General features: G+C 71.2%; 24 protein-coding genes. 10 read left to right on the top strand and 14 right to left on the bottom strand.

Translation table 11 applies throughout. The annotated features are described in order from the left end of the window. Nucleotides 1-74: 74 nt before the first annotated feature. The 4 genes from EOE66_RS02415 to EOE66_RS02400 all read right to left on the bottom strand — a co-directional run bounded on the left by EOE66_RS02415 (nucleotide 75) and on the right by EOE66_RS02400 (nucleotide 4,066). Nucleotides 75-1,241 (bottom strand): ABC transporter permease, encoded by a 1,167-nt coding sequence (locus tag EOE66_RS02415; protein ID WP_128227081.1) that lies wholly within the window; start codon nucleotides 1,239-1,241, stop codon nucleotides 75-77. Further along, nucleotides 1,238-2,050: an ABC transporter ATP-binding protein gene (locus tag EOE66_RS02410; protein ID WP_128227080.1), complete on the bottom strand. Its 813-nt coding sequence runs from the start codon at nucleotides 2,048-2,050 to the stop codon at nucleotides 1,238-1,240. Before EOE66_RS02410 ends, EOE66_RS02415 begins: the two co-directional genes overlap by 4 nt. Then, entirely contained in the window at nucleotides 2,047-3,576 is a 1,530-nt protein-coding gene (locus EOE66_RS02405) for an alpha/beta fold hydrolase (RefSeq protein WP_128227079.1), read from the bottom strand. Before EOE66_RS02405 ends, EOE66_RS02410 begins: the two co-directional genes overlap by 4 nt. 124 nt (nucleotides 3,577-3,700) lie before the next feature. After that, nucleotides 3,701-4,066 carry a glutaredoxin gene (locus EOE66_RS02400; RefSeq protein ID WP_128227078.1) on the bottom strand — a complete coding sequence of 122 codons (366 nt, stop codon included), beginning with the start codon at nucleotides 4,064-4,066 and terminating at the stop codon, nucleotides 3,701-3,703. Between the two features lie 140 nt (nucleotides 4,067-4,206). Here EOE66_RS02400 and gstA point away from each other — a divergent pair, with 140 nt between their 5' ends. Next, nucleotides 4,207-4,818 carry a glutathione transferase GstA gene (gene gstA, locus EOE66_RS02395; protein WP_128227077.1) on the top strand — a complete coding sequence of 204 codons (612 nt, stop codon included), beginning with the start codon at nucleotides 4,207-4,209 and terminating at the stop codon, nucleotides 4,816-4,818. Nucleotides 4,819-4,895: 77 nt separating this feature from the next. On the opposite strand, the gene EOE66_RS02390 is transcribed toward gstA, so the two are convergent. After that, complete coding sequence (locus EOE66_RS02390; RefSeq protein ID WP_128227076.1) at nucleotides 4,896-6,470, bottom strand: thioredoxin family protein; 1,575 nt, start codon at nucleotides 6,468-6,470, stop codon at nucleotides 4,896-4,898. Between the two features lie 194 nt (nucleotides 6,471-6,664). On the opposite strand from EOE66_RS02390, the gene prsT reads away from it, so the two are divergent. Further along, a complete protein-coding gene (gene prsT, locus EOE66_RS02385; RefSeq protein ID WP_245478869.1) occupies nucleotides 6,665-9,496 on the top strand; it encodes an XrtA/PEP-CTERM system TPR-repeat protein PrsT in 2,832 nt (943 codons plus the stop codon). A 169-nt stretch (nucleotides 9,497-9,665) separates the two neighbouring features. Further along, entirely contained in the window at nucleotides 9,666-10,565 is a 900-nt protein-coding gene (gene xdp1 / locus EOE66_RS02380; RefSeq protein WP_128227075.1) for an exosortase-dependent surface protein XDP1, read from the top strand. An 84-nt stretch (nucleotides 10,566-10,649) separates the two neighbouring features. Here xdp1 and EOE66_RS02375 read toward each other — a convergent pair whose 3' ends face one another. The 3 genes from EOE66_RS02375 to EOE66_RS02365 form a co-directional block, all read right to left on the bottom strand. Further along, the gene (locus EOE66_RS02375; RefSeq protein WP_128227074.1) at nucleotides 10,650-12,026 is read right to left on the bottom strand and encodes an EAL and HDOD domain-containing protein; all 1,377 of its coding nucleotides are present in this window, start codon (nucleotides 12,024-12,026) and stop codon (nucleotides 10,650-10,652) included. A gap of 78 nt (nucleotides 12,027-12,104) precedes the next feature. After that, nucleotides 12,105-12,884, bottom strand: a complete 780-nt coding sequence (locus EOE66_RS02370) for a hypothetical protein (RefSeq protein WP_310733086.1) — start codon at nucleotides 12,882-12,884, stop codon at nucleotides 12,105-12,107. 7 nt (nucleotides 12,885-12,891) lie between these two features. Next, entirely contained in the window at nucleotides 12,892-13,173 is a 282-nt protein-coding gene (locus EOE66_RS02365; protein ID WP_128227073.1) for a DUF427 domain-containing protein, read from the bottom strand. A 124-nt stretch (nucleotides 13,174-13,297) separates the two neighbouring features. Between EOE66_RS02365 and EOE66_RS02360 the strand changes: the two genes are divergently transcribed. Continuing rightward, complete coding sequence (locus tag EOE66_RS02360) at nucleotides 13,298-14,176, top strand: pirin family protein (RefSeq protein ID WP_128227072.1); 879 nt, start codon at nucleotides 13,298-13,300, stop codon at nucleotides 14,174-14,176. A gap of 16 nt (nucleotides 14,177-14,192) precedes the next feature. Here EOE66_RS02360 and EOE66_RS02355 read toward each other — a convergent pair whose 3' ends face one another. The 3 genes from EOE66_RS02355 to EOE66_RS02345 form a co-directional block, all read right to left on the bottom strand. Further along, entirely contained in the window at nucleotides 14,193-15,470 is a 1,278-nt protein-coding gene (locus tag EOE66_RS02355; RefSeq protein WP_128227071.1) for a DUF4397 domain-containing protein, read from the bottom strand. Nucleotides 15,471-15,585: 115 nt separating this feature from the next. Continuing rightward, nucleotides 15,586-15,960: a hypothetical protein gene (locus EOE66_RS02350; RefSeq protein WP_128227070.1), complete on the bottom strand. Its 375-nt coding sequence runs from the start codon at nucleotides 15,958-15,960 to the stop codon at nucleotides 15,586-15,588. A gap of 212 nt (nucleotides 15,961-16,172) precedes the next feature. Continuing rightward, nucleotides 16,173-17,144: an MBL fold metallo-hydrolase gene (locus EOE66_RS02345; protein WP_128227069.1), complete on the bottom strand. Its 972-nt coding sequence runs from the start codon at nucleotides 17,142-17,144 to the stop codon at nucleotides 16,173-16,175. Nucleotides 17,145-17,307: 163 nt separating this feature from the next. On the opposite strand from EOE66_RS02345, the gene EOE66_RS02340 reads away from it, so the two are divergent. Continuing rightward, complete coding sequence (locus EOE66_RS02340) at nucleotides 17,308-18,450, top strand: metal-dependent hydrolase (RefSeq protein ID WP_128227068.1); 1,143 nt, start codon at nucleotides 17,308-17,310, stop codon at nucleotides 18,448-18,450. Between the two features lie 19 nt (nucleotides 18,451-18,469). On the opposite strand, the gene EOE66_RS02335 is transcribed toward EOE66_RS02340, so the two are convergent. Both EOE66_RS02335 and EOE66_RS02330 read right to left on the bottom strand, forming a co-directional pair. Then, nucleotides 18,470-18,952 (bottom strand): DUF456 domain-containing protein, encoded by a 483-nt coding sequence (locus EOE66_RS02335; protein ID WP_128227067.1) that lies wholly within the window; start codon nucleotides 18,950-18,952, stop codon nucleotides 18,470-18,472. A 14-nt stretch (nucleotides 18,953-18,966) separates the two neighbouring features. Then, complete coding sequence (locus tag EOE66_RS02330; protein WP_128227066.1) at nucleotides 18,967-19,560, bottom strand: NnrU family protein; 594 nt, start codon at nucleotides 19,558-19,560, stop codon at nucleotides 18,967-18,969. Between the two features lie 62 nt (nucleotides 19,561-19,622). Between EOE66_RS02330 and EOE66_RS02325 the strand changes: the two genes are divergently transcribed. The 5 genes from EOE66_RS02325 to EOE66_RS02305 all read left to right on the top strand — a co-directional run bounded on the left by EOE66_RS02325 (nucleotide 19,623) and on the right by EOE66_RS02305 (nucleotide 23,581). Continuing rightward, entirely contained in the window at nucleotides 19,623-20,144 is a 522-nt protein-coding gene (locus EOE66_RS02325; protein ID WP_128227065.1) for a MaoC family dehydratase, read from the top strand. After that, on the top strand, nucleotides 20,141-20,860 hold the full coding sequence (locus EOE66_RS02320; protein WP_128227064.1) for an SDR family NAD(P)-dependent oxidoreductase: 720 nt from the start codon (nucleotides 20,141-20,143) through the stop codon (nucleotides 20,858-20,860). Before EOE66_RS02325 ends, EOE66_RS02320 begins: the two co-directional genes overlap by 4 nt. Before the next feature lie 121 nt (nucleotides 20,861-20,981). Then, nucleotides 20,982-22,115 carry an extracellular solute-binding protein gene (locus tag EOE66_RS02315; protein ID WP_128227063.1) on the top strand — a complete coding sequence of 378 codons (1,134 nt, stop codon included), beginning with the start codon at nucleotides 20,982-20,984 and terminating at the stop codon, nucleotides 22,113-22,115. A 28-nt stretch (nucleotides 22,116-22,143) separates the two neighbouring features. After that, nucleotides 22,144-23,094: a bifunctional Delta(1)-pyrroline-2-carboxylate/Delta(1)-piperideine-2-carboxylate reductase gene (lhpI, locus tag EOE66_RS02310; RefSeq protein ID WP_128227062.1), complete on the top strand. Its 951-nt coding sequence runs from the start codon at nucleotides 22,144-22,146 to the stop codon at nucleotides 23,092-23,094. Nucleotides 23,095-23,149: 55 nt separating this feature from the next. Continuing rightward, nucleotides 23,150-23,581 (top strand): hypothetical protein, encoded by a 432-nt coding sequence (locus tag EOE66_RS02305; protein WP_205702611.1) that lies wholly within the window; start codon nucleotides 23,150-23,152, stop codon nucleotides 23,579-23,581. 85 nt (nucleotides 23,582-23,666) lie between these two features. Here the strand turns inward: EOE66_RS02305 and EOE66_RS02300 are convergent, their stop codons facing one another. Beyond that, nucleotides 23,667-25,361, bottom strand: coding sequence for an AMP-binding protein (locus tag EOE66_RS02300; RefSeq protein WP_128227061.1), 1,695 nt, complete (start codon nucleotides 25,359-25,361; stop codon nucleotides 23,667-23,669). Nucleotides 25,362-25,423 lie beyond the last annotated feature (62 nt).

The raw sequence follows: 25,423 nt of genomic DNA, 5'->3' as shown, positions 1-25,423 counted from the left end.
GAAGGCCTTGTACGGCTGGCGAAGGCTTCGCGGCGATTTCACGCCACGAGGCATGAGCCGGCGCGTGCGCCCCTTCACTTCAACGCTGCGCTGCGCAGCACGCGCGCCACGTAGGCCACCGCCAGCGCCGTCAGCACGCCGCAGACCAGCAGCGAGGGCATCAGGTCGGCCATCGGCAACGCCTCGCCCTTGAGCACACGGCCCATCAGCGTGGTCTGCGCCAGGGCCGGCATCCACAGGTGCCAGGGTGCCGTGCCTTCCTGGTTCATCACCAGCACCAGCGGCAGCATCGAGATGGCCAGCACCAGGATGGTGGCGTTGGCCTGCGCCTCCTTGAAGGTCTTGCAGCGGATGGCGATGGCCATCAGCAGCGCCGACAGCGCACCGGCCAGCGGCAGCAGCAGGCCGATGAACCAGGCCGCCTCCAGCGGGCCGAAACGGAACATGGCCGACAGCGCCTCGCTGCGCAGCAGCTGCTGCGCCGGCAGGAAGCTCAGGCACGAAAGCACCGCGATCAGGATGCCCACCGTGGCCACCGCGCCCCACTTGCCCAGCACCAGCGCCAGGCGCGACGCGGGGTTCATCAGCAAGGGCTCCAGAGACCCGCGTTCGCGCTCGCCGGCCGTGGTGTCCAGCGCTGCGTTGAGCGCGCCGTACAGCACCGCCATCAGCACGAACACCGGCACCATGAAGCTCAGCTGCGCGGCCCGCGCGGCGGGGTCGGCCAAGTCGCGTTCTTCCACGCGCACCGTCTCCAGCGCCGAGGGCGCCACGCCGCGCAGCGCCAGGCGCAGGGTGGCCTGCTCCTGGTTGTAGGCGCGCAGCAGCCGCTGCAGCGAGCCCGTGCCGCCTTGCGCGCGCTGGTCGGTGGCGCTGCTGACGATCTCGACCACGGGCGCCTCCAGGCGCGCCACCGTGGCCGCGTAGTCGGCCGGCACCACCAGCACGGGGTGGCCGAGCTTGCTGTCGCGCAGGCGCTGCTCCCAGTCGGCCGGCGCCTTCTTCAGCACGTAGGTCTGGCGCTCGAGATAGTTCTGCAGGCCGGGCGCGTGTTCGATGCCCACGGCGTAGACCTCACGGGCCTCGGCGCGCTTCTCGATGCCGGCCACGAGTTGCGAGATCGCCACCAGCACCAGCGGGCCGATGGCCACCGAGCTGAGCAGCACCATGGTCAGCGTGCGCCGGTCGCGCAGCGCGTCGCGCAGTTCCTTGAGGAAGACAACCCAGGCGGCGGCAATCATGCGGCGCTCCCGGCGGTGGTGTGGGTGGCGGCACCTTCGGCACCGAACACCGAAGCGGCGCCTTCGGCACCGAAGGCAAGCTTCACGAAGGTCTCCTCGAAATCGGTCTGCCCGGCCGCGGCCGAGAGTTCGACGACGGTGCCCGCGGCCACGGTGCGGCCATGGGCCACCACGACGACGTGGTCGCACAGGCGCTCCACCTCTTGCATGATGTGCGTGGAGAAGACGATGCACTTGCCCTCGTCGTCGCGCAGCCGGCGCAGCGCCTCGCGCAGAGCGCGCGTGGCCAGCACGTCCAGGCCGTTGGTGGGCTCGTCGAGCACGATGTTGGGCGGGTCGTGGATCAGCGCGCGGGCCAGCGCCGTCTTCATGCGCTCGCCCTGGCTGAAGCCTTCGGTGCGGCGCTCGAGCAGCGGCGCCATGTCCAGCGTCTTGGCGAGCACGTCCACGCGCGCGGCGGCGGCGGCGGCCGTCATGCCGTGCAGGCGGCCGTAGTAGATGATGTTCTCGCGCGCCGTCAGCCGCGGGTACAGGCCGCGCGCATCGCTGAGCACGCCCATGCGGGCCAGCGCTGCGGCGGGCTGCTGCGCCACGTCGATGCCGTCCACGCGCACCGTGCCGCTGTCGGGTTCGATCAGCGCCGCAGCGATGCGCAGCGTGGTCGTCTTGCCCGCGCCGTTGGGGCCCAGCAGCCCGGTGATGCGGCCGTTGGGCGCGGTGAAGTTCACGCCGTCCACCGCCTGCACGGTGCGCTTCTTGCGCCCGCTGCCCTGGGTGAAGCTCTTGCGCAGTTGTTCGATCTGGATCATTTCGCGGCCTCCGCCACGGGCGGCAGGTGAACGGGCGGGCGGGGGATGTTCTCGGCGCAGCTGGCGTCGACCTTCAGCGCTTCGGCATCGCTTTCGGCGTTGATGAAGCGGAAGAGCACGTCGCGCATGCAGCCCAGGCCCATCACGCCGTGGCCGGCTTCCTTCACCACCACGTGGCGCGCCTGGGCGCCGAGCAGCTTCGTCACACGCTCGCCATGGCGCGGCGGCGTCACGGGGTCGGCCCCGCCCGAGAGCACCAGCGTGGCGGCCTGCGCCGGTGGCACGGTGTAGAAGGCCGCCGGCACCTCGCCGCGCGGCCAGCTGCCGCAGATCCGCTGGTACTGCTGCGCGAAGGTGCTGCCGAAATCGGCGCCGGGCACATCGGTGGCCTGCGCCAGGCGTGGATAGTCTTCGGCGCACACCACCGAGAAGTGCATGCCTTCGGACATGCGCATGGCGCGCCCGCCACCCCCCGCGAAGGCGATGGCCAGGCCCACCAGCGGCTCCAGCCGGCCGGCCGCGCCTTCGCCGATGGCCATGGGCAGCGCCGAAGCCAGCACCGGCACGTACATCGGCGCACGCACCAGGTTCAGCAACCCGTCCCGCGTGAGCGTGGCCTTCTCGGTGCGGCCGAGGACCGGGTGCGCCACCGTCATCTCGCGCGGCATGGAGGCCAGCAGCTTCTGCCAGTCTTCACGCAGCTGGGGGTAGCGCGCGCGGCAGGCGGCGTCGGCCTCGCAGCTCTTGAACACCTGCGCCAGCGCGGCCTGGTTGTCGGTGCTGAAGGCCGCCGGCAACACCATGTCCGGCGGCGCCACGCCGTCGATGACGGCGCGCCGCACGGCCTTCGGGAACTGGCGCATGTACTCCAGCACCGCGCGGGTGCCGTAGGAACCGCCCACCAGGTTGATCCGCGGCGCGCCCAGGGCCTGGCGCACGGCGTCCACGTCCTGCATCGCCACGGTGGTGGTGTAGTGGCGCAGGTTGCCATGCGGCAGCTTCTGCAGCTGGGTGGTGCAGGCCTGCAGGCGCGCAGCCTGGCGCTCGTTGTCCATGCCCTGCACCAAGGGTTCGAAGACCGAGACCTCGTCGCAGTACAGCGGCGCGGTGCTGCCGGTGCCCCGCTGGTCGACCAGCACCACGTCGCGCCGGTTGCCCAGGCGCGCCAGCAGGCGGCTGATCTGGCCGCCCAGGGCGATGGCGCTCTGGCCCGGCCCGCCGGCGAAGAAGAACACCGGGTCGCTCTGGCGGTTGCGCGCCAGCGCCGGCAGCACGGCGTAGTGCACTTCGATCTGCACGCCCTGCGGCTGCGCCGGGTCGAGCGGGCGGCGCAGCACGCCGCATTGCGCGTCGTGCACGACGCCCTGCACGCGGCAGGGCTTGAGGCCGGGGCGGGCTTCGGCCGCCAGGGCCTGCGGGGCCGTGGCGGCGGCCAGTGCGGCCAGACCGGCGGCAGCGGCCACGGCTTGCAGCGCGCCGCCCCAGCCGCGCTGGCGCGGGCGTGGGAAGGTGGGGGGGGTGTTCATGGCGCCCATTCTGCGGCGCCCTCACCTCCGCCCCAGCCGCCGCGCGGCGAGTGGCAGATTGCCGCGACGAACGCCCCCAAAGCCCGCGCGGGCGGCGGCGACGGGCCCGCGGATGCCGGACGGCTCAGCCGAGCAGGCGCTTCAGCTCACCGCTGGCGATCAAGGCCTGCAGGTCCTGCGCACCGCCCACCAACACCCCGCGCACGAAAACCATCGGGAAGGTGGGCCAGCCCGTCCACATCTTCAATGCATTGCGGCGGCGCCACTGGCTGGTGTAGCCACCGATGTCGATGTCGTGGTGGGCCACGCCGGCGGCGTCGAGCGCCTTGCGTGCCTGGCGCACGAAAGGGTTGAGCGCCATGCCCACCACCACCACGGCGTGGCGGGCGGTGGCGTCCTGCACCTGCTGCACGGTGTCGGCGTTCAGGCGTGCGACCGCCTCACGGATGGCGGGATGCAGGCGGGCTTCTTCGAGGATGGCGCGGGGCATGGTCAGTCTCGGGCGGCGGCGACAACAAGGGCCCCCAGTATGGCGGCGCATCGAACGATGGCTTCAGCGCGATGCAATGCCGGCCCAGGACGGCGTGGCTATGCTCCCCGGTGTTCCACCACCCCTCGCGGAGACACCCCATGACCAAGCTGTACTACAGCCCCGGCGCCTGCTCGCTCAGCCCGCACATCGTGCTGCGCGAGACCGGCCAGCCCTTCCAGCTGGTGATGGCCAGCACCAAGACCAAGAAGCTGGCCGACGGCACCGACTACCTCACCATCAACCCCAAGGGCCAGGTGCCCCTGCTGGAACTCGACGACGGCCAGCGCTTGAGCGAAGGCCCGGTCATCGTGCAGTACATCGCCGACCAGGCCCCGGCCAGCGGCCTGGTGCCGCCGGCCGGCACCATGGCGCGCTACCGCGTGCTGGAGTGGCTGAACTACATCAGCACCGAGCTGCACAAGGGCTTCACGCCGCTGTTCACGCCCGGCACGCACGAAGACACGAAGACCGCCTCGCGCGCCAAGCTCGGCGAGAAGCTGGCCTGGGTGGACAGCCAGCTCGCCGGCAAGACCTGGCTGATGGGCGACAGCTTCACCGCCGCCGACGCCTACCTCTTCACCGTGGCCGGCTGGGGCAAGTACGTGGGCGTGGACATCGCCCCGCTGGCCCACCTGAGCGCCTACATGGGCCGCGTGGCCGCGCGCCCGGCCGTGCAAGAGGCGCTGAAGGCCGAAGGCCTGCTGAAGTAAACCCTGCCGCACCAGGGAAAAGCCGCCCGGGCCTGGGCCCGCGGCGGCTTTCTTCTGGACAGTCTGCGGGCTGGCGCTCAGGCCTTCTTCGCCGCCGGCTTCAGCAAGGCCTGGCAGGTGGCGCGCTGGCCCTCAGCGGTGTCGACCTTGGCGCACACGCCGCTGAGCTGGCCCTGCAGGCGCTTCATCGCGGCCGCCTGCTTGCCATCGCCGTTCCAGGCCACCAGCTTGGCGCTGATGCGCTGCAACGAGCGCGCACTGCGGCCCTCGAAGGCGCCTTCATCCTTGGCGGCTTCGGCCAGCAGCTGGGCGGTGGTCTTCTCGATGCGGGCGGCGTCCTGCGGCGCCAGGTCCACCAGCGCCATCAGGTAGGTGGCCCCCCACTGCAGGCGTGTGGCCGGGCCTTCGCTCTTGTCGAAGGCCTGCGCATACCAGTTCAGCGCCTCGTCGTTCCTGCCCTGCTTGCGCGCGTTGCTGCCCAGCTGGCTCATCAGGTAGTAGGGCGAGTGGCTCTTGGCCAGGTTGGCCTTCAGCAGCGTCTCGCTCTCGGCCCACAGCCCGGCCAGGCCCAGGGCGCTGCCGGCGTAGGTGATGACGGCCTGGCGCTCGTAGCCGTCGGTGATCTCGCGGTCGGCGCGGGCGACGAACTCGCGCACGTCCTTCAGCAGCGGCTCGGGCAGCTTGGGCTGCACGGTGTCCTTGGGCATGTCGATGCGCGCGAGCTGGATGCGGGCGTAGAGCGCGTCCATGCGGTTGCTGCGCGACAGCGTGGCATCGGCCTGCAGGCGCTGCAGCGCCGCGTCGAAAGCGGCCACCAGGGGCGCGCGGCCCGCGCTGCCCTCGGCTTCGAGCGTGCGCACGATGTCCACGGCGCCGCCGGCGATGGCGTCGATGTGCTCGCGCGATTGCGCCGGGTCGGCCAGCACGCGGCGCACGCGCTCGCGCAGGCTGGCGTCGGGTTTCACGCCCTGGCCGTCGTCGCTGGCGGCCAGGGCCTTCAGCCACAGGCGGGTGGTGATCTCGCTCTCGGTGCCGGCACCGGCGGCGGGGCTGGCCACGGCCAGGCGCGTCAGCAGCGCGGGAAGCTCGGCCTTGGGCACGACCTGGGCCTCATCGGTTTCCCACGAGTAGTAGGCCAGCAGCTTCCAGTCGCCGGCGCTCAAGGGCTTGGCAGCCAGCGCGTCGGCCAGCACGGCCTTCACGGGGCGGCCGCCGTTCAGGCCGAGTTGCAGCACCTGCAGCATCTGCGCGGCGTCCACCTCACCGGGCAGGCGGGTGATTTCCTGGCCTTCGGGCGTGAACAGCACCGTGGTGGGGTAGCCGCTGACCTTGAAACGCCGGCTGAGCTTCTGCGCGCCGGGGCGGTCGCCGTCCACGTGCACGGCAACGAAGTTCTTCGACAGCGCCGCGAACTCCGCGCGGTTGAAGAGCGTGGCCTTGAGCTGGTTGCAGGGCGGGCACCAGGTGGCACCCCAGTACAGCAGCACGGGCTTCTTGGCGGCGCGGGCCTGGGCAAAGGCGCGCTCGATGTCGGCATCGGCCGCGGCGGCCTGCCAGGCGACGTTGGTGCTGGGGAGGCTGGGGGCGGCTTGGGCGGGGCCGGCCAGCTGCAGGGCGCCAGCGACGAGGAGGGCAAGAAGGGTGGGCTTCATGAAGTGGGCTTTCAGAAAGCGGTGGGGCTCCGCCCCGCCAAGAGCCGCGATTGTCGGCGTGAATGCGTCAGTTTGCGCTGCAGGGCCACCACAGGCAACGTGCGGGGAAGCTCACGCTACAACTGCACACGCGGGCCGCCGGCGGTGGCGGCGCCCGAGAGAAACCGCGCAAGCATCTTTTACGATGCGGGACGATGAAAACGAAACTCTCGCTGCGCAGCCCCGTGGGCTGGCGAACCCCCCTGCTCGCCCTCGCCTTGGCGATGGGGGCGCTGGCGGCTGCCGGCCCTGCCGGGGCCTCCGGCGCCAAGGCCTCCCAGTTCTACGAAGACGCCCTGAGGCGCTTCGAGAACAAGGACTACCCCGGCGCCATCGTGCAGCTGAAGAACGTGCTGAAGGCGGACAACAAGAACCTGTCCGCACAGGTTCTGCTGGGCAAGGCCCTGCTGGAGAACAACGAGGTCGGCGCCGCCGAGGTGGCGCTGGCCGAGGCCCTGCGCCTGGGCGTGAGCCGCGCCGAGGTGGTGACGCCCCTGGCGCGCGCGGTGATCGCGCAGGGCAAGCCCGAAGAAGTGATCAATGGTTCACGCTTTGCGCTCGAAGGCCTGCCCAAACGCACGCAGTTCGACCTGCTGCTGCTGCGCGCTGGCGCGGCCGGCGAGATGGCGGATTCCAAGGTCGCGATCAAGGCCATCGAGGACGCCCGTGCCCTCGAGCCGCTGGACTCGGCGAGCTGGGTGGCCGAAGTGCCGCTTCGCATCCGGGCGCGCCAGCTGAAAGAGGCGCTGGCCGCTGCCGACAAGGCCATCGCCATGGCGCCCACGCTGGCCGAAGCGCACTTCGTCCGGGGCGAGGCCCTGCATGTCGTGCCCCAGCTGAACGCCGCGCTGGGCAGTTACGACAAGGCCCTGCAGATCGAGCCCACGCACGTCGGCGCCCTGGTTGCACGCGCCGGGGTCTACATGGACCTCAACCGCATCGAGGACGCCGGCCGCGACATCGCCGAGATCAAGAAGGCCGCGCCCCGCGACCCCCGCGGCATCTACCTGCGCGCCCTGCTCGCTGAGCGACAGGGCAGGAGGGAAGACAGCCGCGCGGCGCTCAACGAGCTGACCGCCATGCTCGACCCGATACCGCTGGGGTTCCTGCGCTACCGGCCGCAAACCCAGATGCTCGGCGGTCTGGCGCACTACAGCCTGGGCCAGCGCGAGAAGGCCAAGCCCTACCTGGAGGGCCTGCTGCGCAACTCGCCGGGCCATGCGGCCTCCAAGGTGCTGGCCAACATCTACCTCAGCGAAAAGAACATCGACCGCGCGATCGAGACCCTGGACCTCTACATCCGCGCCAATCCGGGCGACACCCAGGCCATGATGCTGCTGGCCTCGGCCCACATGTCGGTGGGCCGGCACTCCCGGGCCACCGCCATCGCACAAGAGGCGCTGAAGATCAGCGACCAGCCCATGGTGCGGACCGCGTTGGGGCTGAGCCTGGTGGGCAGTGCTCGCTTCGGCGAGGCCATCAAGGAACTGGAGGCTGCGTTCGCCAAGGACCCCAAGCAACTCCAGGCAGGCTACGCCTTGGCATCGCTCTACGTGCAGTCGGGCCAGGGAAACAACGCGGTACGGGTGGCAGAGGCCGTGGACAAGGCCCACCCCAAGAACCCGGGCGTGCTGAACCTGCTCGGCGCAGCCAGGCGTCTCAAGGGCGACGTGGCTGGCGCCCGCACGGCTTTCGAGGCGGCGGCGGCGGCAGATCCAGGCTTCACCACGGCACAGGTCAGCCTGGCGCGGCTGGACATGGACGCCAACAACCTGCAGGCGGCGGCGACGAGGCTGAACGCTGCGATCGCCAAGGACGACAAGAACATCGAGACGCTGCTGGCCGTGGCGCAGCTGGCCGAGCGCAACCGGCAACTGGCCGACGCGCAACGCTGGCTGAGCAAGGCCGACGAACACGCCGGCCCCGACAACTCTGCGCCCGCATTGGCGCTGGTGGACTTCCACCTGCGCAACGGCCAGGCGGCTGCGGCGAAAGAGGCGGTCAAGCGCGCCCAGAACCGGGCGCCGGATTCGGTGCAGACCTTGATCGCCCTGGGCCGCGTCAGCATCGCCAATGGCGACGTCACCGCGGCGCGGGGGCACCTCACCCGCGCGGCCACCACGGCCAGCTTCAACGCGCCCCAGCTGACCCAGATCGCCGTGCTGCAGAACCAGGCGGCAGACACGAAGGGCGCCGCCTACACCCTCGACAAGGCGCTGACCGAGCGCCCTGACTACGTGCCGGCCCTGAGCCTGCGCGCCAGCGTCGACACGCGCCTGGGCGAGCTGGCGCAGGCCGAGCAACGGGCCAAGCGCGTCATCGCCCTCATGCCCAAGGCCGGCCTGGGCCACGCGCTGCTGGGAGACGTGGCGCTGGCGCGCAAGCAGCTGGATGCCGGCGTGCAGGCCTACCGCAAGGCGCACGAGCTGGACAAGTCCACCGACAGCCTGATGCGGCTCTTCGTGGTGCAGGCGCAGCGCGACCCCGCCGGCGCCATGCGGCTGGCCGAACAATGGCTGGCCACCCGGCCCCGCGACGCCGTCGTCTGGCGAGCCCTGGCCGACACCCAGCTCAACGCCGGCAACATGGCGGGCGCCCGCCGCAGCTACGAATCACTGGTCAAGCTGCAGGCGGTCAACGCCGACACGCTCAACAACCTCGCCAACGTCATGCTCATGCAGAAGGACCCTGGCGCCCAGAAAGTGGCCGAGCAAGCCTTGGCGATGGCGCCCGACGCGCCGCACGTCATCGGCACGGCGGGCTGGGCAGCCTTCCGCGCCGGGCAGGCCGACCGCGCCCTGCAGCTGCTGCGCGACGCGCGGCTGCGAGACCCGAGCAATGCAGACACCCGCTTCTTCCTCGGCAGCGTGCTCGCCAGCCAGGGGCGGAAGGCAGAAGCGCGTGAAGAACTCACGGCGGCCCTGAAGGCCCCGGCCGGCTTCCGCCAGCGCGCCGAAGCCGAAGCCTTGTTGGCAACCCTGAGGTGAGCGGTGCCGCCAGGTGTCGGATTTACTTACGCTTACTGCGATGGCACCTGCACCAATTCCAGCAAACTCTTGTCAGCGTTGATGTTTTTGCTTCTGGCCCGCTGATTGCTCCAACTCCAGCGCAGCCTTCGAAGATTTTTCTGAAGCGCGTTTTTTGAGGAAACCCGAAATGTTCACCACCACCCTTGCACGCACGGCTGTGCTCGCTCTGGGCTTGGCCACCGCCGGCGCCGTCAGTGCACAAACCAGAACGTGGAGCTTCCTGGACAACGCCAACCCGGGTGGCTGCAGCGGCAACACCACGGCGGTTGGCGGCGCGCTCGGCACGTCCACCGGCAACACCTGGAACTGCACGGACCAGTCGTCCAATGCCCCGCCGTTCAACCTGGCCATCACCGCCTTCAGCGCCGCCAACACGCGTGCCAACACCTCGCTGGCGGCGGGCAACACCAACGTCGGCGGCACCGCCACCAACACCTTCGCCACCTCCACCATCGTGCTGCACGGCGGCCAGACGCCCACCCCCACCTCTGACGGCTTCGGCCTGGGTGTCGGCAACGCAGCCGAAGGTGGCAGCGCAGCCACCAGCACCAACGGCAACCACGCCATGGACAGCAACGACGGCAGCACCGACATGCTGCTGCTTTCGTTCACCAGCGCGCAAGTGCTGCGCACGGTGACCATGGGCTGGGCCAACCCGGACGGCGATTTCCAGGTTCTGGCCTGCGTGGGTTGCACGAGCACGCAAGCCAGCATCGCCGGCAAGACCGCCGACGGCCTCCTGACCGGCGGTTGGTCGCTGATCTCTACGGTGGATGGCACCAGCGGCTACAGCCCCGACCGTGTCTTCAACATCAACGGCGGTGGCGTTTCGTCGAGCTACTGGCTGATCAGCGCCTACAACAGCTCGTTCGGCGGCACCAACCTGGGCTCGACGGGCGACGCGATGAAGGTCATGGGCGTCACGTCGCGTCCGAACGGCGTGCCCGAGCCCGGCTCGCTGGCGCTGGCCGGTCTGGCGCTGATGGGCGCCTTCGCGACCCGTCGCAAGCTGCAGGTGCGTGGCTGACCACTCACCGCGCCCAGCGTGAACCGAAGGCCGCTGCAAAGCGGCCTTTTTCTTTTTGGCCGCGATGCGCAGCGCGCCGGGCGGTCAGGGGCTCTCGCTGTCGACCTCGGTGGCCCACTGCCAGGCAACAGCCACGAGCTCGCGCATCTGCGCCACCGTGCCGCCAACGGCCACCGCCCACTGTTCGAGCGCCTCGTCGTCGCCGCGGTCCCACGCCTCCAGCATGGCGAGCCTCGGCGCCAGCGCGCCTTGCCGGTGCAGCAGGGCCGCCCTGAAGTCTTCCCCGAGGCGCAGCGGCCCCAAGGCCTGCGCCACGGGAACCTGCAGCAACGGCTCGATCAGCGAAAGCACACCGAAGGTGAAATGCGCGCCAGCGTTGAGCTCGCCGTTCTGCTGCGCCAGGGCCTCCAGGATGCGGCCCCGCGCCAAGGCACTTTCCTCCAGCGCACGCCCCGCCGCCCGGCCGGGTGAACTGGCCGCCAGCTGCACCGACAACCACCGCCGCAGTTCCGCCCGGCCCAGCAACTGCACCGCATCGTCCACCGCCTCCACCGCACGCTTCAAGCCGATGGCCGGGCTGTTGGCGTAGCGCAGCAGGCGGTAGGTGAGCGTGGCGTCGCCGCGCACCGCATCGGCAATGACCGAGGTGTCGCGGTCTTGCGCCAGGTCGTTCAGCAAGCCGACGATGCGCAGCGCTGCAGCGCCCAGCGGGCGCGGTGGCGGGGCGCTGCGGCTGCGGCCGAGCTCGCCGCTGGCGAGGTCCACACCGGCCTGCAGCAGCTGTTCGACGTCTTCGAGGTGCTGCAGCCCGGTGCACACCAGGCGCACACGCGGCAGCACTTCGCGCCAACGCTGGACTGAAAGCAGCAGGCTGTCGATGCCGGCCGCTCCGCCTTGCAGCAGCACGAAATCAGGGCTCGGTTCGGCCTGGGGCGGTCCATCGGGAACGCCCAGATGGGCACCGCGGGCCCGCAGGGCCTCGGCCTGCGCGGCGGGCAGGGTGGCGAGGTCGCTCACGGCCACCCAGGCGCCCGGCGGCACCAGCGCGGCCATCGCTTCCTGGGCCAGCGCGGCCGCCGGCAGGCGCACCAGCGCCGCGCGGCCGCCCGCAGCCACCGCGGCGGCCGTGTTCAGCAGCACGCGGTGGTAGAGCTGGGCCGAGGGCGTGTCGGCGCGCCCGGCGAGCCGGCGCTCGACCGCCGGTGCCAGCAGCAGCTCGAAGCCGGCCACCTGGCCCTGGCGCCCGACCAGGGGGCGGCGCACGCCCAGGCCGTCCACCGGCAGGTCTTCCAAGGCCGCCGCGCGGGCCACTGGCGCCGGTGGCGGGGCCACGGCCTGAGGGGTGGGCGCCGCGGGCCGCACCGGCGCCGAAGCACTGGCGGCCGCCCGTGCGGGCAGGGCCGCAGGCGGCGGCTTGCTCACAGGCGCAGCAGAGCGCCCCAGCTTCAACCAGGACAACATGGGTTCCAACCTCGGTGGCAAGGCACGCAGCGCGCGCGCCGGCGGGATGCGGGCAGCATCCCCCTGGCTATCGGCCGTTCAGCCGCCGGGTGTAGCCGTGTCTGCCAGCCAGGCCGAGCCCTCGGACTCGTCGTGCGGCTCGGGGTGGGCCTTGGCCAAGGCCATCCACACCGCCAGCGGCAGGCGCATGGCCCGGCGCGGCGCGGGGCGCGCCACCACCAGGCCGCTGGCGCTGGCGAACATCACGCCGTAGGCCGGCGGCACCTCGTCGGACTCGGCAATGCCCTCGCGCAGCACATACCAGCACTGGCTGGAGACCGCGAGGTAGGCCGCCGCCTTCTCGGGCCGGCGCAGATCGCTCAGCAGGTCGGCGCGACGCACCTTGATCTCGTGCGCGATGGGTTCGACGTGGTCTTCCACCGTGGTGTGGCGGATCGAATAGACATCGGGCATGGCCACGGCCCACACGGTGGGCGACCGGGCGGGCGCGGCGGCGGTGGCCGTCTCGATGCCGCCCCCGTTGTGGGCAGGCGGCGCAAGCTCGGCCGGCTCCGCACGCAAGGGCGCGCGCAGGCTCAGGCCCCGCCAGGCGATGCGGCCGGCGCGCTGCATCTCGCGCGCCACGCGGGCCACCAGCGCCTCGTGCTCGGTGTAGGCCGCCTGGTGGCGCTGGCGCGCCTCCGCCAGCCGCTGCAGGCCGGCATCGGTGACCCGCAGGGTTTCGCGCTCGGCGGCATCCCAGCGGCGCTCCAGCAGGCCGGCGGCCAGCAGGTCGAGCTCGATCGCGTCGTGGCAGGGCCAGCCCGCCGAGCGCCACATCTCGCGCAGGCGGCGGCGTTGGCTGGCGGTCAGCGCCACGCGGCCTTCACTCGACGACTTGCACACCCTTCCAGAAGGCCAAACGGCCCTTGATCTCGGCGGCGGCGTCTTTCGGGTCGGGGTAGAACCACACGGCATCGGGGTTGGCATCGCCATCGACGAAGAGCGTGTGGTAACTCGCCTGGCCCTTCCAGCTGCACATGGTCTTGGTGTTGCTGGGCAGCAGGTACTCGGCCTTCACGGCCGCAGCCGGGAAGTAGTGGTTGCCTTCCACCACCACGGTGTCGTCGCTCTCGGCAACCACGGTGCCTCTCCAGATGGCCTTCATCGCGCGGGCTCCTGCTCGTTCGTCTGCGTTGGGGGTGCCGGGCAGATTACCACCCGGCCGCTTCCGAACGTTGCGTGCAAGCCCGTGCAACCCGGGGCCGCGCGCGGCTGGCTACAGTGCCTGCATGGACACCACGCCCCCCCCTTCCCGCCCGGCCACCTTGACCGCCCCGCGCCTCGTCGAGCGCCTCATCCAGGGCCAGGCCACCAGCGACGGCGCCGGCGTGCGCCTGACGCGCCTGCTCACGCAAGACCTGCAGCGGCGCCTGGACCCCTTCCTGATGCTCGACCTCTTCGGCACCGAGAACCCGGGCGACTACATCGGCGGCTTCCCCGACCACCCGCACCGCGGCTTCGAAACCATCACCTACATGCTGCAAGGCCGCATGCGCCACCGCGACAGCGCCGGCAACGAGGGCCTGCTCGTGCCCGGCAGCGTGCAGTGGATGACGGCCGGCCGCGGCGTCATCCACAGCGAGATGCCCGAGCAGCAGGAAGGCGCCATGGAAGGCTTCCAGCTCTGGCTGAACCTGCCCGGCCGCGACAAGATGCGCGAGCCCTGGTACCGAGACATCGCCACCGCCGAGGTCCCCGAGTGGCAGGGCGAGGGCGTCACCGCGCGGGTGATTGCCGGCGCCACGCACGGCGTGCAGGGCGCGGTGCAGCGCGATGCCACCGAGCCGCTGTACCTCGACCTGCACCTGGCCCCCGGCGCCGTGTTCACGCAGCCGCTGCCGGCGCACCACAACGCCTTTGTGGTGGTCTACCGCGGCGAGCTGAACGTGGCCGAGACGCTGGTGCGCACGCGCCGCATGGCCATCCTGGCCAACACGCCCGGCAGCGACGGCGTGCTGCTGCGCGCCGGTGAAGCGGGCGCGCGCGCCATCCTGGTGGCGGGCCAGCCGCTGAAGGAGCCCATCGCGCAGTACGGGCCCTTCGTGATGAACACGCAGCAGGAAATCTTCGACGCGGTGAACGACTTCCGCGCCGGCCGCCTGGCCTGAACCCGCGCCCCGAGCCTCAGCGGTCCTTGCGCACGATGCCCACCGGTGCCGTCGGGCTGCCCACCAGGAAGACGGTGTAGTTCGACGCGGCCACGAAGGTCTGCTCGGTGGTCTCGAAGAGCGGCAGTGCGGTGCCCGCGGCCACCACCGAAAGGCGGCCGGTGGTGGTGGCGTCCACCAGCTCGTAGACCGAAGCCTTGCCGGCGTCCACGCCGTCGGCCACCGGCGAGAAGTCCGCACTCATCGACAAGGTGCCGGTCAGGCCCTGCACGCCGTTGACCAGCCGCAGCTTGGCGCGGGTGCGGTCCGTTGGAAGCGTGTTGTTGTCGGGCAGCAGCGCCACAGCGGGCGTGCCGCTGGGGCTGCCGTAGACGAGCACGGTGTAGTCGCTGCCCACGGCCAGCGTCTGCGTGGTGGTGGAGACCACGGTGCCGTTGACCGTGACGATGGTCTCGCGCGCGCCGGCGCTCACCAGCGTGTAGTTCGTGACCGCCGGCGCGGTGACATTGGCGAAGAGCGCCGTGCCGCCCACCCGCAGCCCGGCGCTGCCGGCGCTGCTCAGGCCCGAGGCCAGCCGCACGCGCGCCTGCGTGGGCGCCAGCGTCGTGATCTCGCCTTGCTGCGTGAGCAGCAGCGCCTGCACCAGCACGCCGCCCGTGGTGGGCGTGAGCACCAGCGTGGCCACCTGGCGGCTGCCGAGCGTGAGCGCAGCCACGTCCAGGCGCAGGTCGGTCTTGCTGCCGGCGGCCGTCACGCGCAGGCGGTAGCCGCCGCTGTTGAGGGTGAGCCAGGCGCCCACGGCGTCCACCGCGGCGGCGGCCTGCTGCGGCACGCTGGCGGCCAGGGTGTCGTCGGTGCCGGTGAGGTAGACATCCAGCGCGCCGGCGTCGGGCGCGGCGTTCACCACGCGCAGCAGCGCGCGGTTGGTCTCGGGCGCGCCGGCGTTGTCGTCCAGCAGCACCTGCCTCGCAGCGCCGGACGCGCCGTAGGCCAGCACCGTGTAGTGCTTGCGCGCCGACACACTGGGCGTGAAGCTCAGCAGCGAGGTGCTGTTGCCCGCGCTGTGCAGCGTGAAGGCCTTGCCAGGGTCGGCTTCGACATAGCTGGCCGCGTTGCCGTAGCTCACGCCGGCCTGGCGCACTTCGTTGTCCACGCGCAGGTCGAGCTGGGTGTAGCCACTGCTGGCGTTCACCAGGCGCACCTGCGCCTTGGTGCGGTCGGCGCCACCGCCGCAGGCGGCCAGCAAGGCTGCGGCGGCCAGGGCCAGGGTGGCGGTCCATCGAAACAGGGTCATGGCGGGGTCCTCACGCGCCCGCCGTTGGGGCGGTGGGCGATGGCTTCGAGCGTCAGGGCGGCGCTTCAGGGTGCGCGCCGCCGGGCCCGCATGATGCCTGCGCCGGCGGCCGCGCTCATGTCACGGCGGTGAAGGCGCTGGCCTGGGCCCCGGGCGGCTCGGGCCGCCAGCCCTGCAGCTGCAGCTCCAGCCAGGCGGCCAGCGGCAGGTCGGCCAGCGCAGGGTCGCTGCCGGGCAGGCCGGTGTGTTCCTCCACGCGCAAGCCCTGCTGCAGATCGAGGCTGGAATCGAACCAGCCACAGCCGCGGTGGCGGTCGTCTTGGTCGGTGCTTGAGAGCACCGGCGCTTCGGTGTCGGCACCACGGTGCGGTTGCAGGGCGTCCTGCAGCCGCTGCATCCAGCGCTGAGACAGCACGCAGGCCGGCAGGCGGTGCACAGCCGCAGCAAGCAAGCGCTGGGCCGGGGACAAGGGGCAGGTGGTCGAGGTCATGGCAGCGGGCCTTTCGCGCCGCCGCTGTGTCGGCGCTGCCGGTCTGCAGCGCCGTTTCAGGGCGGTGCGCCATGCTCGCCAGACGGCCCGTGGGGAACCATCGCTCCGAGGTCGGCGCGGCGTGGGCCCCCGGCCCGGGGCCCCGCGCGGGGGTGCTGCCCGCCTCCCCCCGCGGGTGGGGCCGGGGCCTGCCGGCCCGGCCCAGCGCCGGGTCAGGCCATCGGCTGGAAGGCGTAGCCCTGGCCGGCCGCGGCCATGCGGCCGAAGGCCGGGAAGGGGAAGTGGAAGCCGCCCACCATCGCGTTGCTGCTGACGATGCGCGCAAACACCTCGCGGCGCACCTTGCGCGCGGCCTCGGCGTCCATGTCGAAGGTCACGGCCCAGTCGGGGTTGCGTGCGAACAGCGCCGGCACGTTGGTGAGGTCGCCGATGAACATGAAGGTCTGGCCGGCCGACTTCACCTCGAAGAGCGTGTGGCCCGGCGTGTGGCCGTAGGCGGCCACCGAGCGGATGCCCGGCGCCAGCTCGGTGCCGGCCTCGAAGCGCTGCAGCGTGCTGGCCGGCATGGTGGCGAAGACGCGGCGCACGTTGTTGAAGGCGCCCTTCATGCCTTCCGGCGCGGCGGCCATCTTGGCGTCGTCCATCCAGAAGTTGTATTCGGCGGCCGGCACCATCACCTTGGCGTTCGGGAACACCAGCTCGCCGGCGCGGGTGCGCAGGCCGTTGATGTGGTCGCCGTGGAAGTGCGTGATCAGCACGGTGTCGATGTCGGCCGGCTGCACGCCCGCGGCGCGCAGGTTCTCCAGCAGCTTGCCCGTGGTGGGGCCGCCGAACTCGCCCAGGCCCGTGTCCATCAGCACGCGGCGGCCGCCGCCCACCACCAGGAAGGGCGTGAAGGGGATGTCGATGTAATCGGTGGCCAGCCCCTGCGAGGCCAGCAGCGCCTTCACCTCGGCCAGCGGCGCGTTCTTCACGAACTCTTCGCCCAGCGGGCGGCGGGCGATGCCGTCGATCAGCGAGATCACTTCGATCTCGCCCAGCTTCATGCGGCGGAAGCCCGGGCTGGGCAGCGTGGGCGTGCCCAGGTTCGGCGCGTTCTGCGCCCAGGCGGGCACGAAGGAGCCGGCGGCGTAGGCCAGGGGCGCGGCGAGGCCGGCGCTGAGGAAGTCTCGACGGGTGAACATGCGGCGTTGCCTGTGGGGTGGTGGGAGAGGCGCGCATGATGGTCAGCCGGCGCGCATGCGCCAGCAAGGGCGGGCAAAGACGCCTGATCGCGAAGGGTTATCCCAAGCCCGCGCCGAGCCCGCGCCAGCAAGGGCCGGGCAGCCTGCGGCATGCTCGCGACCCATGGATACCCTGACCCACGCCTTGTCCGGTGCCCTGGTGGCGCGCCTGATCGCCGCCCGCGGCCCGGTGCCGCTGGCCGCAGCGCCCGGCTCGCAGCCCCCCGGCCGCTTCACTGCCGCCTGGGATGGTGGCGCCGCCGCGCCGCTGCCGTGGCAGGGCGTGGTGGTGGGGCTGGTGGCGGGGGCCTTCCCGGATGTGGACGTGGTGGCGCAGTGGTTCGGCGACATCGCCTACCTCACCCACCACCGCGGCATCACGCACTCGGTGCTGCTGCTGCCGCTGTGGGCCTTCATCGTGGCGTGGTTGATGGCACTGGCCTTCCGCACCACGCGCGGCCAGCCCGGCGGGTGGAAGAGCCTCTACGTCTTTGCCGCGGCCGGCATCGCCATCCACATCGCGGGCGACTGGATCACGCAGTTCGGCACCATGCTGCTGCAGCCCTTCTCCGACCGGCGCTTCGGCCTGGGCTCGATGTTCATCATCGACCTGATGTTCAGCGGCCTGCTGCTCGCCGGACTGGTGCTGGCGGCGGTGTTCCCGCGCCGGCGCTGGCCCGCCGCTCTCGGCCTCGGCACCGCGGCGGCCTGGGTGGGCCTGGCCACGGTGGGCCAATACGAGGCGCTGGCGGTGGGCGAGCGCCACGCCCGCGCCCAGGGCATGAAGACGGCCGAGGTGAGTGTGATGCCACGCCCGGCCTCGCCCTTCAACTGGACGGTGACGGTGTTCGACGGCCAGACCTACCACCTCGCCCACGTCAACACCCGCCGCAGCGAAGCACTGCAGGTGGAGGCCGACAGCAACTTCATCCAGCGTTTCTCCGCCCCCTACCTGCCGGTGCCGCAGGCCGTGTGGCAGCAGGTGCCGAAGTTCGGCAGCGCGGGTGCGCCAGCGTGGGTGGTGGAAGCGTGGAACGCGCCGGCCTTCGGCTTCTTCCGCTGGTTCGCCCAGACGCCCGCCTGGCTGCCGGGCCCGCCCGACGGGCCCGGTGAGCGCTGCGCCTGGTTCCGCGACCTGCGCTTCGATTTCCCGGGGCGCGAGGAAGGTCCCTTCCGCTACGGCGTCTGCCTGCCGGCCGCCGGCCAGGGCGGCGCCGAGGCGGCACGCATCTTCAAGCTGGAAAGCGGCGTGCGGCGGCCGGTGTGAGCCGCGCCCGGCGTGGTGCTCAGAACACCAGCGCCACGATGAAGATGCCGATCATCATGAAGGCCAGCACCACCTTGGCCAGCAGCCCGGCCATGATGCCCAGCCAGGTGGCCACGCCGACCTGCAGCGCCTGGCGCTCGTCCTTGCGGGCGAGGTACTCGCCCACGGCCGCGCCCACCAGCGGCATGAAGAGCACACCGACGATGCCCATGAACAGGCCCACCACCGTGCCCACCGCGGCACCGATCAGCGCCTGCTTGCTGGCACCGGCACGGCGCGCACCCATCAGGCCGGCCACGTAGTCCAGCACCCAGGCCAGCACTGCCAGCACGGTGCACAGCACCACCACCCACACCGGCACGCGGGTGAAGTCGTCGATCCACGCACCGAGCACGATGCCGCCCAGCACGAAGGCCGTGCCCGGCAGTGCCGGCAGCACCGTGCCGGCCACGCCCACCACGATGAGCAGCGCGCTCAGCGCCCAGAGCAAGCCTGCGCTCATGCCTCAGCGCCCCTTCAGGCGCCGCCCATGGGGCCGAAAGGCTTCACGCCGATCAACGCACCGTGGGCCCAGAAGGCGAACACGGCCCAGGCCACCAGGCCGGCCACCACGGTGATGACGGTGGGCACCGCGCGGCCCGGCGCGTAGACCGTGCCGTTGGCGCGGTCGCGCGCACGGGCCGCGCGGAAGTTCAGCACCGCCCACAGCAGGAAGCCGCCGAAGAGCAGCAGGTCGGCCAGCGTGTTGTTGGCGATCAGGTGCGACAGCGCCCAGACCTTCACGCCCAGCACCATCGGGTGCTTGAGCTTGGCCTTGATCGAATTGCCAGGCACATAGGCCGCGGCCAGCAAGACGAAGGCCGGCAGCGTCAGCAGCGCGGCCAGGTGGCGCGTCCACCGCGGCGAGCCCCACAGCACCGTGGGGTCCAAACGCGCCTGGCCGTAGCCCCACACCAGCAGCACGAAGCCGGCGATGGAGACCACCGTGTACAGGCCCTTCCACGTCATCTCGCCGCGCTGGGCGATGAAGTTCGTGCGCCAGCCCTCGGCAAAGATGCGCGTGGAGTGCGCGCCGAGGAAGAGGATCAGGCCGAGGATCAGCAGCGTCATGACGGTGGGCTTGTTCGAGGTTCGCGGTGGCGCGCATTGTGGCGCCGCTATGCTGGCCGTCCATGGAGAACGAACAGCCCCCAACCGTATTGCGGACGAAGCGCAGCCCGCGCCTTTTCTGGGAAGACTTCCCCATCGGGCATGTGCTGGACTTCGAGGGCCGGCCGGTCAGCCGCGAGGCCGTCATCGCCTTCGCCAGCCAGTTCGACCCGCAGCCCTTCCATCTGGACGACGAAGCCGGCGCCGCCTCGGTCTTCGGCGGCCTGTGCGCCAGCGGCTGGCACACCTGCGCGATGGCCATGCGCATCATGTGCGACGGCTACCTGCTCGACAGCAGCAGCCAGGGCAGCCCCGGCATCGACAACCTGCGCTGGCACAAGCCCGTGTTCCCGGGCGACACGTTGCGGTTGCGCATGGAAATCCTGGAAGCGCGGCCCATGAACAGCAAGCCGCACATCGGCCTGCTGCGTTGCCGCTGGACGATGCGCAACCAGCACGAGCAGCCGGTGCTCACGATGGAAGGCTGGGCGATGTTCGGCCGGCGTGATGTGCCGAATGACGTGCCGGCCCCGGCTCCCGAATGAGCACCCTCGCTTCCTTGCCCGAGGGCTACCGCGCCGCCGTCATCGGCGCCACGGGCGCCATCGGCGGCGCGCTGGTGCAGGCGCTGCAGGCCGATGCGCGCTGCGGCGGCGTGCACGCCTTCTCACGCCGCAGCGCGCCGGCGCTCGACCTGCTGGACGAGGCCAGCATCGCCACGGCGGCCGCGCACCTGCGCGAGCAACTGCCCGGCCCGGGCGGCCTGCACCTGCTGGTGTGCGCCACCGGTGTGCTGCAGCTCGGGCCCCGCTCGCCCGAGAAGCGCCTGGCCGACCTGGCGCCCGAGACGCTCGCCCGCGCGATGGCCCTCAACGCCATCGGCCCGGCGCTGGTCCTCAAGCACTTCTGCGAGCTGCTGCCGCTGAAAGAGCGTGCGCTGGTGGCCGTGCTCTCGGCGCGCGTGGGCAGCATCGGCGACAACCGCAAGGGCGGCTGGTACGCCTACCGCGCCAGCAAGGCGGCCCTCAACCAGTTCCTGCACACCGCGGCCATCGAGGTGGCGCGCAAACGCCCGCTGGCGGTGCTGGCCGCGCTGCACCCGGGCACGGTGCAATCGGGCCTGTCGGCGCCCATCATCGGCGACGCGGAAGCCACCACGCCGCCGGTGGCCGCCGCCAACCTGCTGCGCGTGCTGAACGGCCTGCAGCCCACCGACAGCGGCGGCTTTTTCGCCTGGGACGGCACGGCCATTGCGTGGTGAGGGTGGGCGCGGGCGGCCGGTCGGCCACAATCCCGCCCCGTCCGTTTCAGGTGCTGGCCTGTCGGCCCTGAAGCACGCCAGAACCGCTCATCCCCGCCATCCCCCCGAGGAGCCCACCGCCATGCGCACCGCCCGCCGCCCCTTCACCCGCACCCTGCTCGCGCTCGGCTTGGCCGGCGCAGCCCTCTTCACCAGCGGGGCCGCCATGGCCCAGGCCCCCGAGCCCAAGGTGCTGAACGTGCTGAACTGGGCCGACTACATCGGCCCGGACACCATCGCCAAGTTCGAGAAGGAAACCGGCATCAAGGTGCGCTACGACACCTTCGACAGCAACGAGACCCTGCACGCCCGCCTGGTGGCCGGCAAGACGGGCTACGACGTGGTGGTGCCTTCCTCGCACTTTGCCAAGCGCCAGATCGAGGCCGGCCTCTTCCTGCCGCTGGACCGCGCGCTGCTGCCGAACTGGAAGAACCTCGACCCCGCGCTGCTCGAGAAGCTGGGCGAAAGCGACCCCGGCAACAAGCACCTGGTCACGTGGCTGTGGAGCTTCGTCACCATCGGCATCAACACCGACAAGGTCAAGGCCGCGCTCGGCACCACGCCCATGCCGGCCAACCCGCTGGACCTGATCTTCAAGCCCGAGCTCGCCGCCAAGGTGAAGAGCTGCGGCATCCACGTGCTCGATTCGGCCAGCGAAGTGATCCCCGTGGCCATGATCTACGCCGGCAAAGACGGCTACAGCAGCAACGCCAAGGACTACGAAGCCGCCGCCGCCGTGCTGAAGGCGGCGCGCCCCTTCGTCACGCGCATCAGCAGCCCCGGCCCCATCAACGACCTGGCCCAGGGCCAGATCTGCGTGAGCCTGGGCTACGCCGGCGACTTCAACATCGCCGGCAGCCGCGCCGCCGAAGGCAAGACCGGGCAGAAGATCCAGGCGCTGATCCCGCCGGCCGGCGCCACGCTGTTCTTCGACACCATGGCCATCCCCAAGGACGCCAAGCACCCGAAGAACGCGCACGCCTTCATCAACTTCATCATGAAGCCGGAGAACCACGCCGCGCTGACCAACCAGGTCTTCTACGGCAACCCCAACAGCGCCAGCAAGCCTTTCGTGAAGCCCGAGCTGGCGGCCAACCCGGTGATCTTCCCGCCGGCGGCCGAGCTGAAGAAGATGGCCATGCCCAAGGCGCTGGACAACAACGCCCGCCGCCTGCAGACGCGCACCTTCACCAACTTCAAGGCCAACGCGAAGTAAGGCGCAGCGGCCGCCGGCACCCGGGCCCGTGCTGCAGCTCGACGCCGCCACCCTCGCCCAGCGCCTGCCGCTCGGCGCGCTGGTGCCGGCGCTGCGAGAGATGTTCATCGCGGGCTGCGAGGTGCCGCAGCGGCACACCCACCGCATCACGCACCCCACCGGCGAAGCCGGCACGGTGCTGTTGATGCCGGCCTGGCAGCCGGGGCGCCACCTCGGCGTGAAGACCATCAACATCTTCCCCGGCAACACGGCGCTCGGCCTGCCGGGGCTGCATGCCATCTACCTGCTGTTCGACGCCAACACCGGCGTGCCCGTGGCGCTGATGGACGGCAGCGAACTCACCGCGCGCCGCACCGCCGCGGCCTCGGCGCTGGCGGCGCACTACCTGGCGCGCGCCGATGTGCAACACCTGGTGGTGCTGGGCAGCGGCCGCGTGGCCACGCTGCTGCCCCAGGCCTACCGCCAGGTGCGGCCCAAGCTGCAGCGCGTGACGGTGTGGAACCACCGCCCCGAAGGCGCCGAGCGCCTGGCCGCGCAGCTGCGCGATCAGGGCTTCAACGCCCAGGCCAGCACCGACCTGGAAGCCGCCGTGCGCAGCGCCTGCATCGTCAGCTGCGCCACGCTGGCGCGGCAGGCGCTGGTGCACGGCGCGTGGCTGGCACCGGGCACGCACCTCGATCTGATCGGCAGCTTCGCGCCCGACACGCGCGAGGCCGACGCCGCCTGCTTCACGCGCGGCCGCGTGTTCGTCGATACCGAAGAGGCGCTGCTCAAGGCCGGCGATCTGGTGCAGGCCGCGGCCGAGGGGCAGTTCAAGCCGGCGCGCCTGCAGGCCACGCTGGCGCAGCTGTGCCGCGGCCAGCACGCCGGGCGCCAGCAGGGCGGCGACGTCACGGTCTTCAAGGCCGTGGGCAGCGCGCTGGAAGACCTGGCCGCGGCCGAGCTGGCCCTGGCCTGGGCCGACACACCCGGCGGCTGATAATCCGCGACCACCCCCCGCTCATCCCCCGCCCTGCGCGCCTTGCGCCCTTGCCATGTTCAAACGTGTTGTCCTGCCCCTGCTTGTGCTGGCCCTGCTGTTGGCCGCGTACTTCTGGGCCGCGCTGAGCTGGAGCTACTCCACCGGCGACCGCGCCGGCTGGGTGCAGAAGCTCTCCAACAAAGGCTGGATCTGCAAGACCTGGGAAGGCGAGCTGGCGCTGGTCTCGCTGCCTGGCACCACGCCCGAGAAGTTCCTCTTCACGATCTGGAACGACGAAGTGGCGCAGCAGGTCACGCGCGCCATGGGCAAGCGCGTGACGCTGCACTACGAAGAGAAGGTGGGCCTGCCCGGCAGCTGCTTCGGCGACACGCGCTACTACGTGACGGCGGTGACCGTCAGCGACGAGATCCCGCTGGCCACGGGCGTCATCGTGCCCAACGCGCAGGCGCCTGCCGTGCCGGCCTCGGCCGCTTCCCGGCCTTGAGCGGCCCTGAGGCCGCGGCACCGCGCATGAACAACGGGGCCCTTGGGCCCCGTTTGTTTTCTGCCGGTCAGGCCGGTCGAGCCCATCAGGCCCCGTACCAGACCACCTTCTTGCGCGAGCCCACCCACTTCTCGTAGTTCTTCGCGAACAGGTCTTCGATGCGGTTGCGCTTGACCTTGAAGGTCGGCGTGATGATGTCGTTGTCCACCGTCCAGGCCTCTGACATCAGCACGATGCAGTCGAGCTGCTCGTGCGGGTCCAGCGAGGCGTTGATGGCGTCGATGTGCGCCGCCATCGTGCTTTCCAGCTCGGCGCGGCCCTCGGCGCTTTGCGCCTTCTTTGCGCCATCGGGGTTCAGCATGGCCAGCGCCAGCGGCTGGCCGAGGTTGGCGCCCGTCACGCAGCAGGCTTCCACCGCGGGGTGCATCACCAGCTTGTCTTCGATGGGCGCGGGCGCAACGTACTTGCCCTTGCTGGTCTTGAAGAGGTCCTTCACGCGGCCGGTGATCTTCAGCCGGCCCTGGCCGTCGACCGCGCCCTTGTCGCCGGTCTTGAGCCAGCCGTCGGGTGTCATCGCGTCGCGGCTGAGCTCGGGCTCGCGGTAGTAGCCGAGCATGGTCCACGGCGCGCGCACCTGGATCTCGCCGTTCTCCGGCGCGATGCGGCACTGCACCACGTCATAAGGGCGGCCCACGGTGCCGAAGCTCACCGGATCGCCGTCGGTGATGTGGCTGGCGCCCAGGTTCTCGGTCATGCCATAGCCCTCGGCCACGCGCAGGCCGAGGCGGGCGTACCAGTGCAGCAGTTCGTGCGGCATGGGCGCTGCGCCGCCAGCGGCGAAGATGCACTCCTGCAGGCCCAGGGCGGTGAGGATCTTCTTGCGCACGATGCCGCCCAGGATGGGCAGGCTCAGCAACAGGTTCATCTTCTTGGCCGGCATCTTGGCCTGCACACCCTGCTGGAACTTCACCCACAGGCGCGGCACGCTGAAGAAGACCGTGGGGCGCGCGCGCTGCAGGTCTGCGGTGAAGGTCTCCAGGCTTTCGGCGAAGAAGACGTGCATGCCCGTGGCCAGCTGGCCGTGCTCGACGAGTGCGCGCTCCACCACGTGCGACAGCGGCAGGTAGCTCAGCATGCGGCCGTCTTGCCGCAGCGGCACGCGCTGCAGGCCCTGCTGCACCGCCTGCGCAAAGCTGCCGAAGCTGTGCATCACGCCCTTGGGCGCACCCGTGGTGCCGCTGGTGTACATGATGGTGGCCAGGTCGGCCGCCTCGCGCACCGGCTGGCCTTGCATCGGCGCGGTCTTGGTCGTGATGCTTTCCCAGGTGGGGTAGCTCTTGGCGGCATCGGCCGGGCACAGCGGCAGGCTGATGCAGGGCAGGCCGGCAGGGATGCCGGGCTTCATGCCATCCCAGCCGTCGAGCTTGCCCACGAAGAGCAGCTTGGCGCCGCTGTGCTCGAGGATCTGGCGGATGGTGCCCGCGGCCAGGGTGGGATACAGCGGCACCGAGATGCAGCCGGCCATCCAGATGGCCAGGTCGCTCATGATCCAGTGCGCCGTGTTCTTCGACAGCATGGCCACCTTGTCGCCGGGCTGCAGGCCCAGGCTCTGCAGGTGGCTGGCCATGCGGCGCACCTGGTCGCCCACCTGCTTCCAGGTGTAGTCGAGCACCTGGCCGCCGCCTTGCGGCTGCGTGAAGGCGACGCGATCGGGCGTGGTGGTTTCCCAGTGGTACAGGCGCTGCAGGGCGAGCGCTTCAGGCGAGACGGTGGAGGCCATGATGAGGTGGTGAGGGCGTGCGGGCCCGTGGACAGCGCAAAGAGGCGCGAGACTACCCAAGC

Origin of the sequence: Rubrivivax rivuli (genome assembly GCF_004016505.1) — a bacterium.
Classification (GTDB): Bacteria; Pseudomonadota; Gammaproteobacteria; order Burkholderiales; family Burkholderiaceae_C; genus Rubrivivax; species Rubrivivax rivuli.
This window is presented reverse-complemented; position numbering and strand designations above follow the sequence as displayed.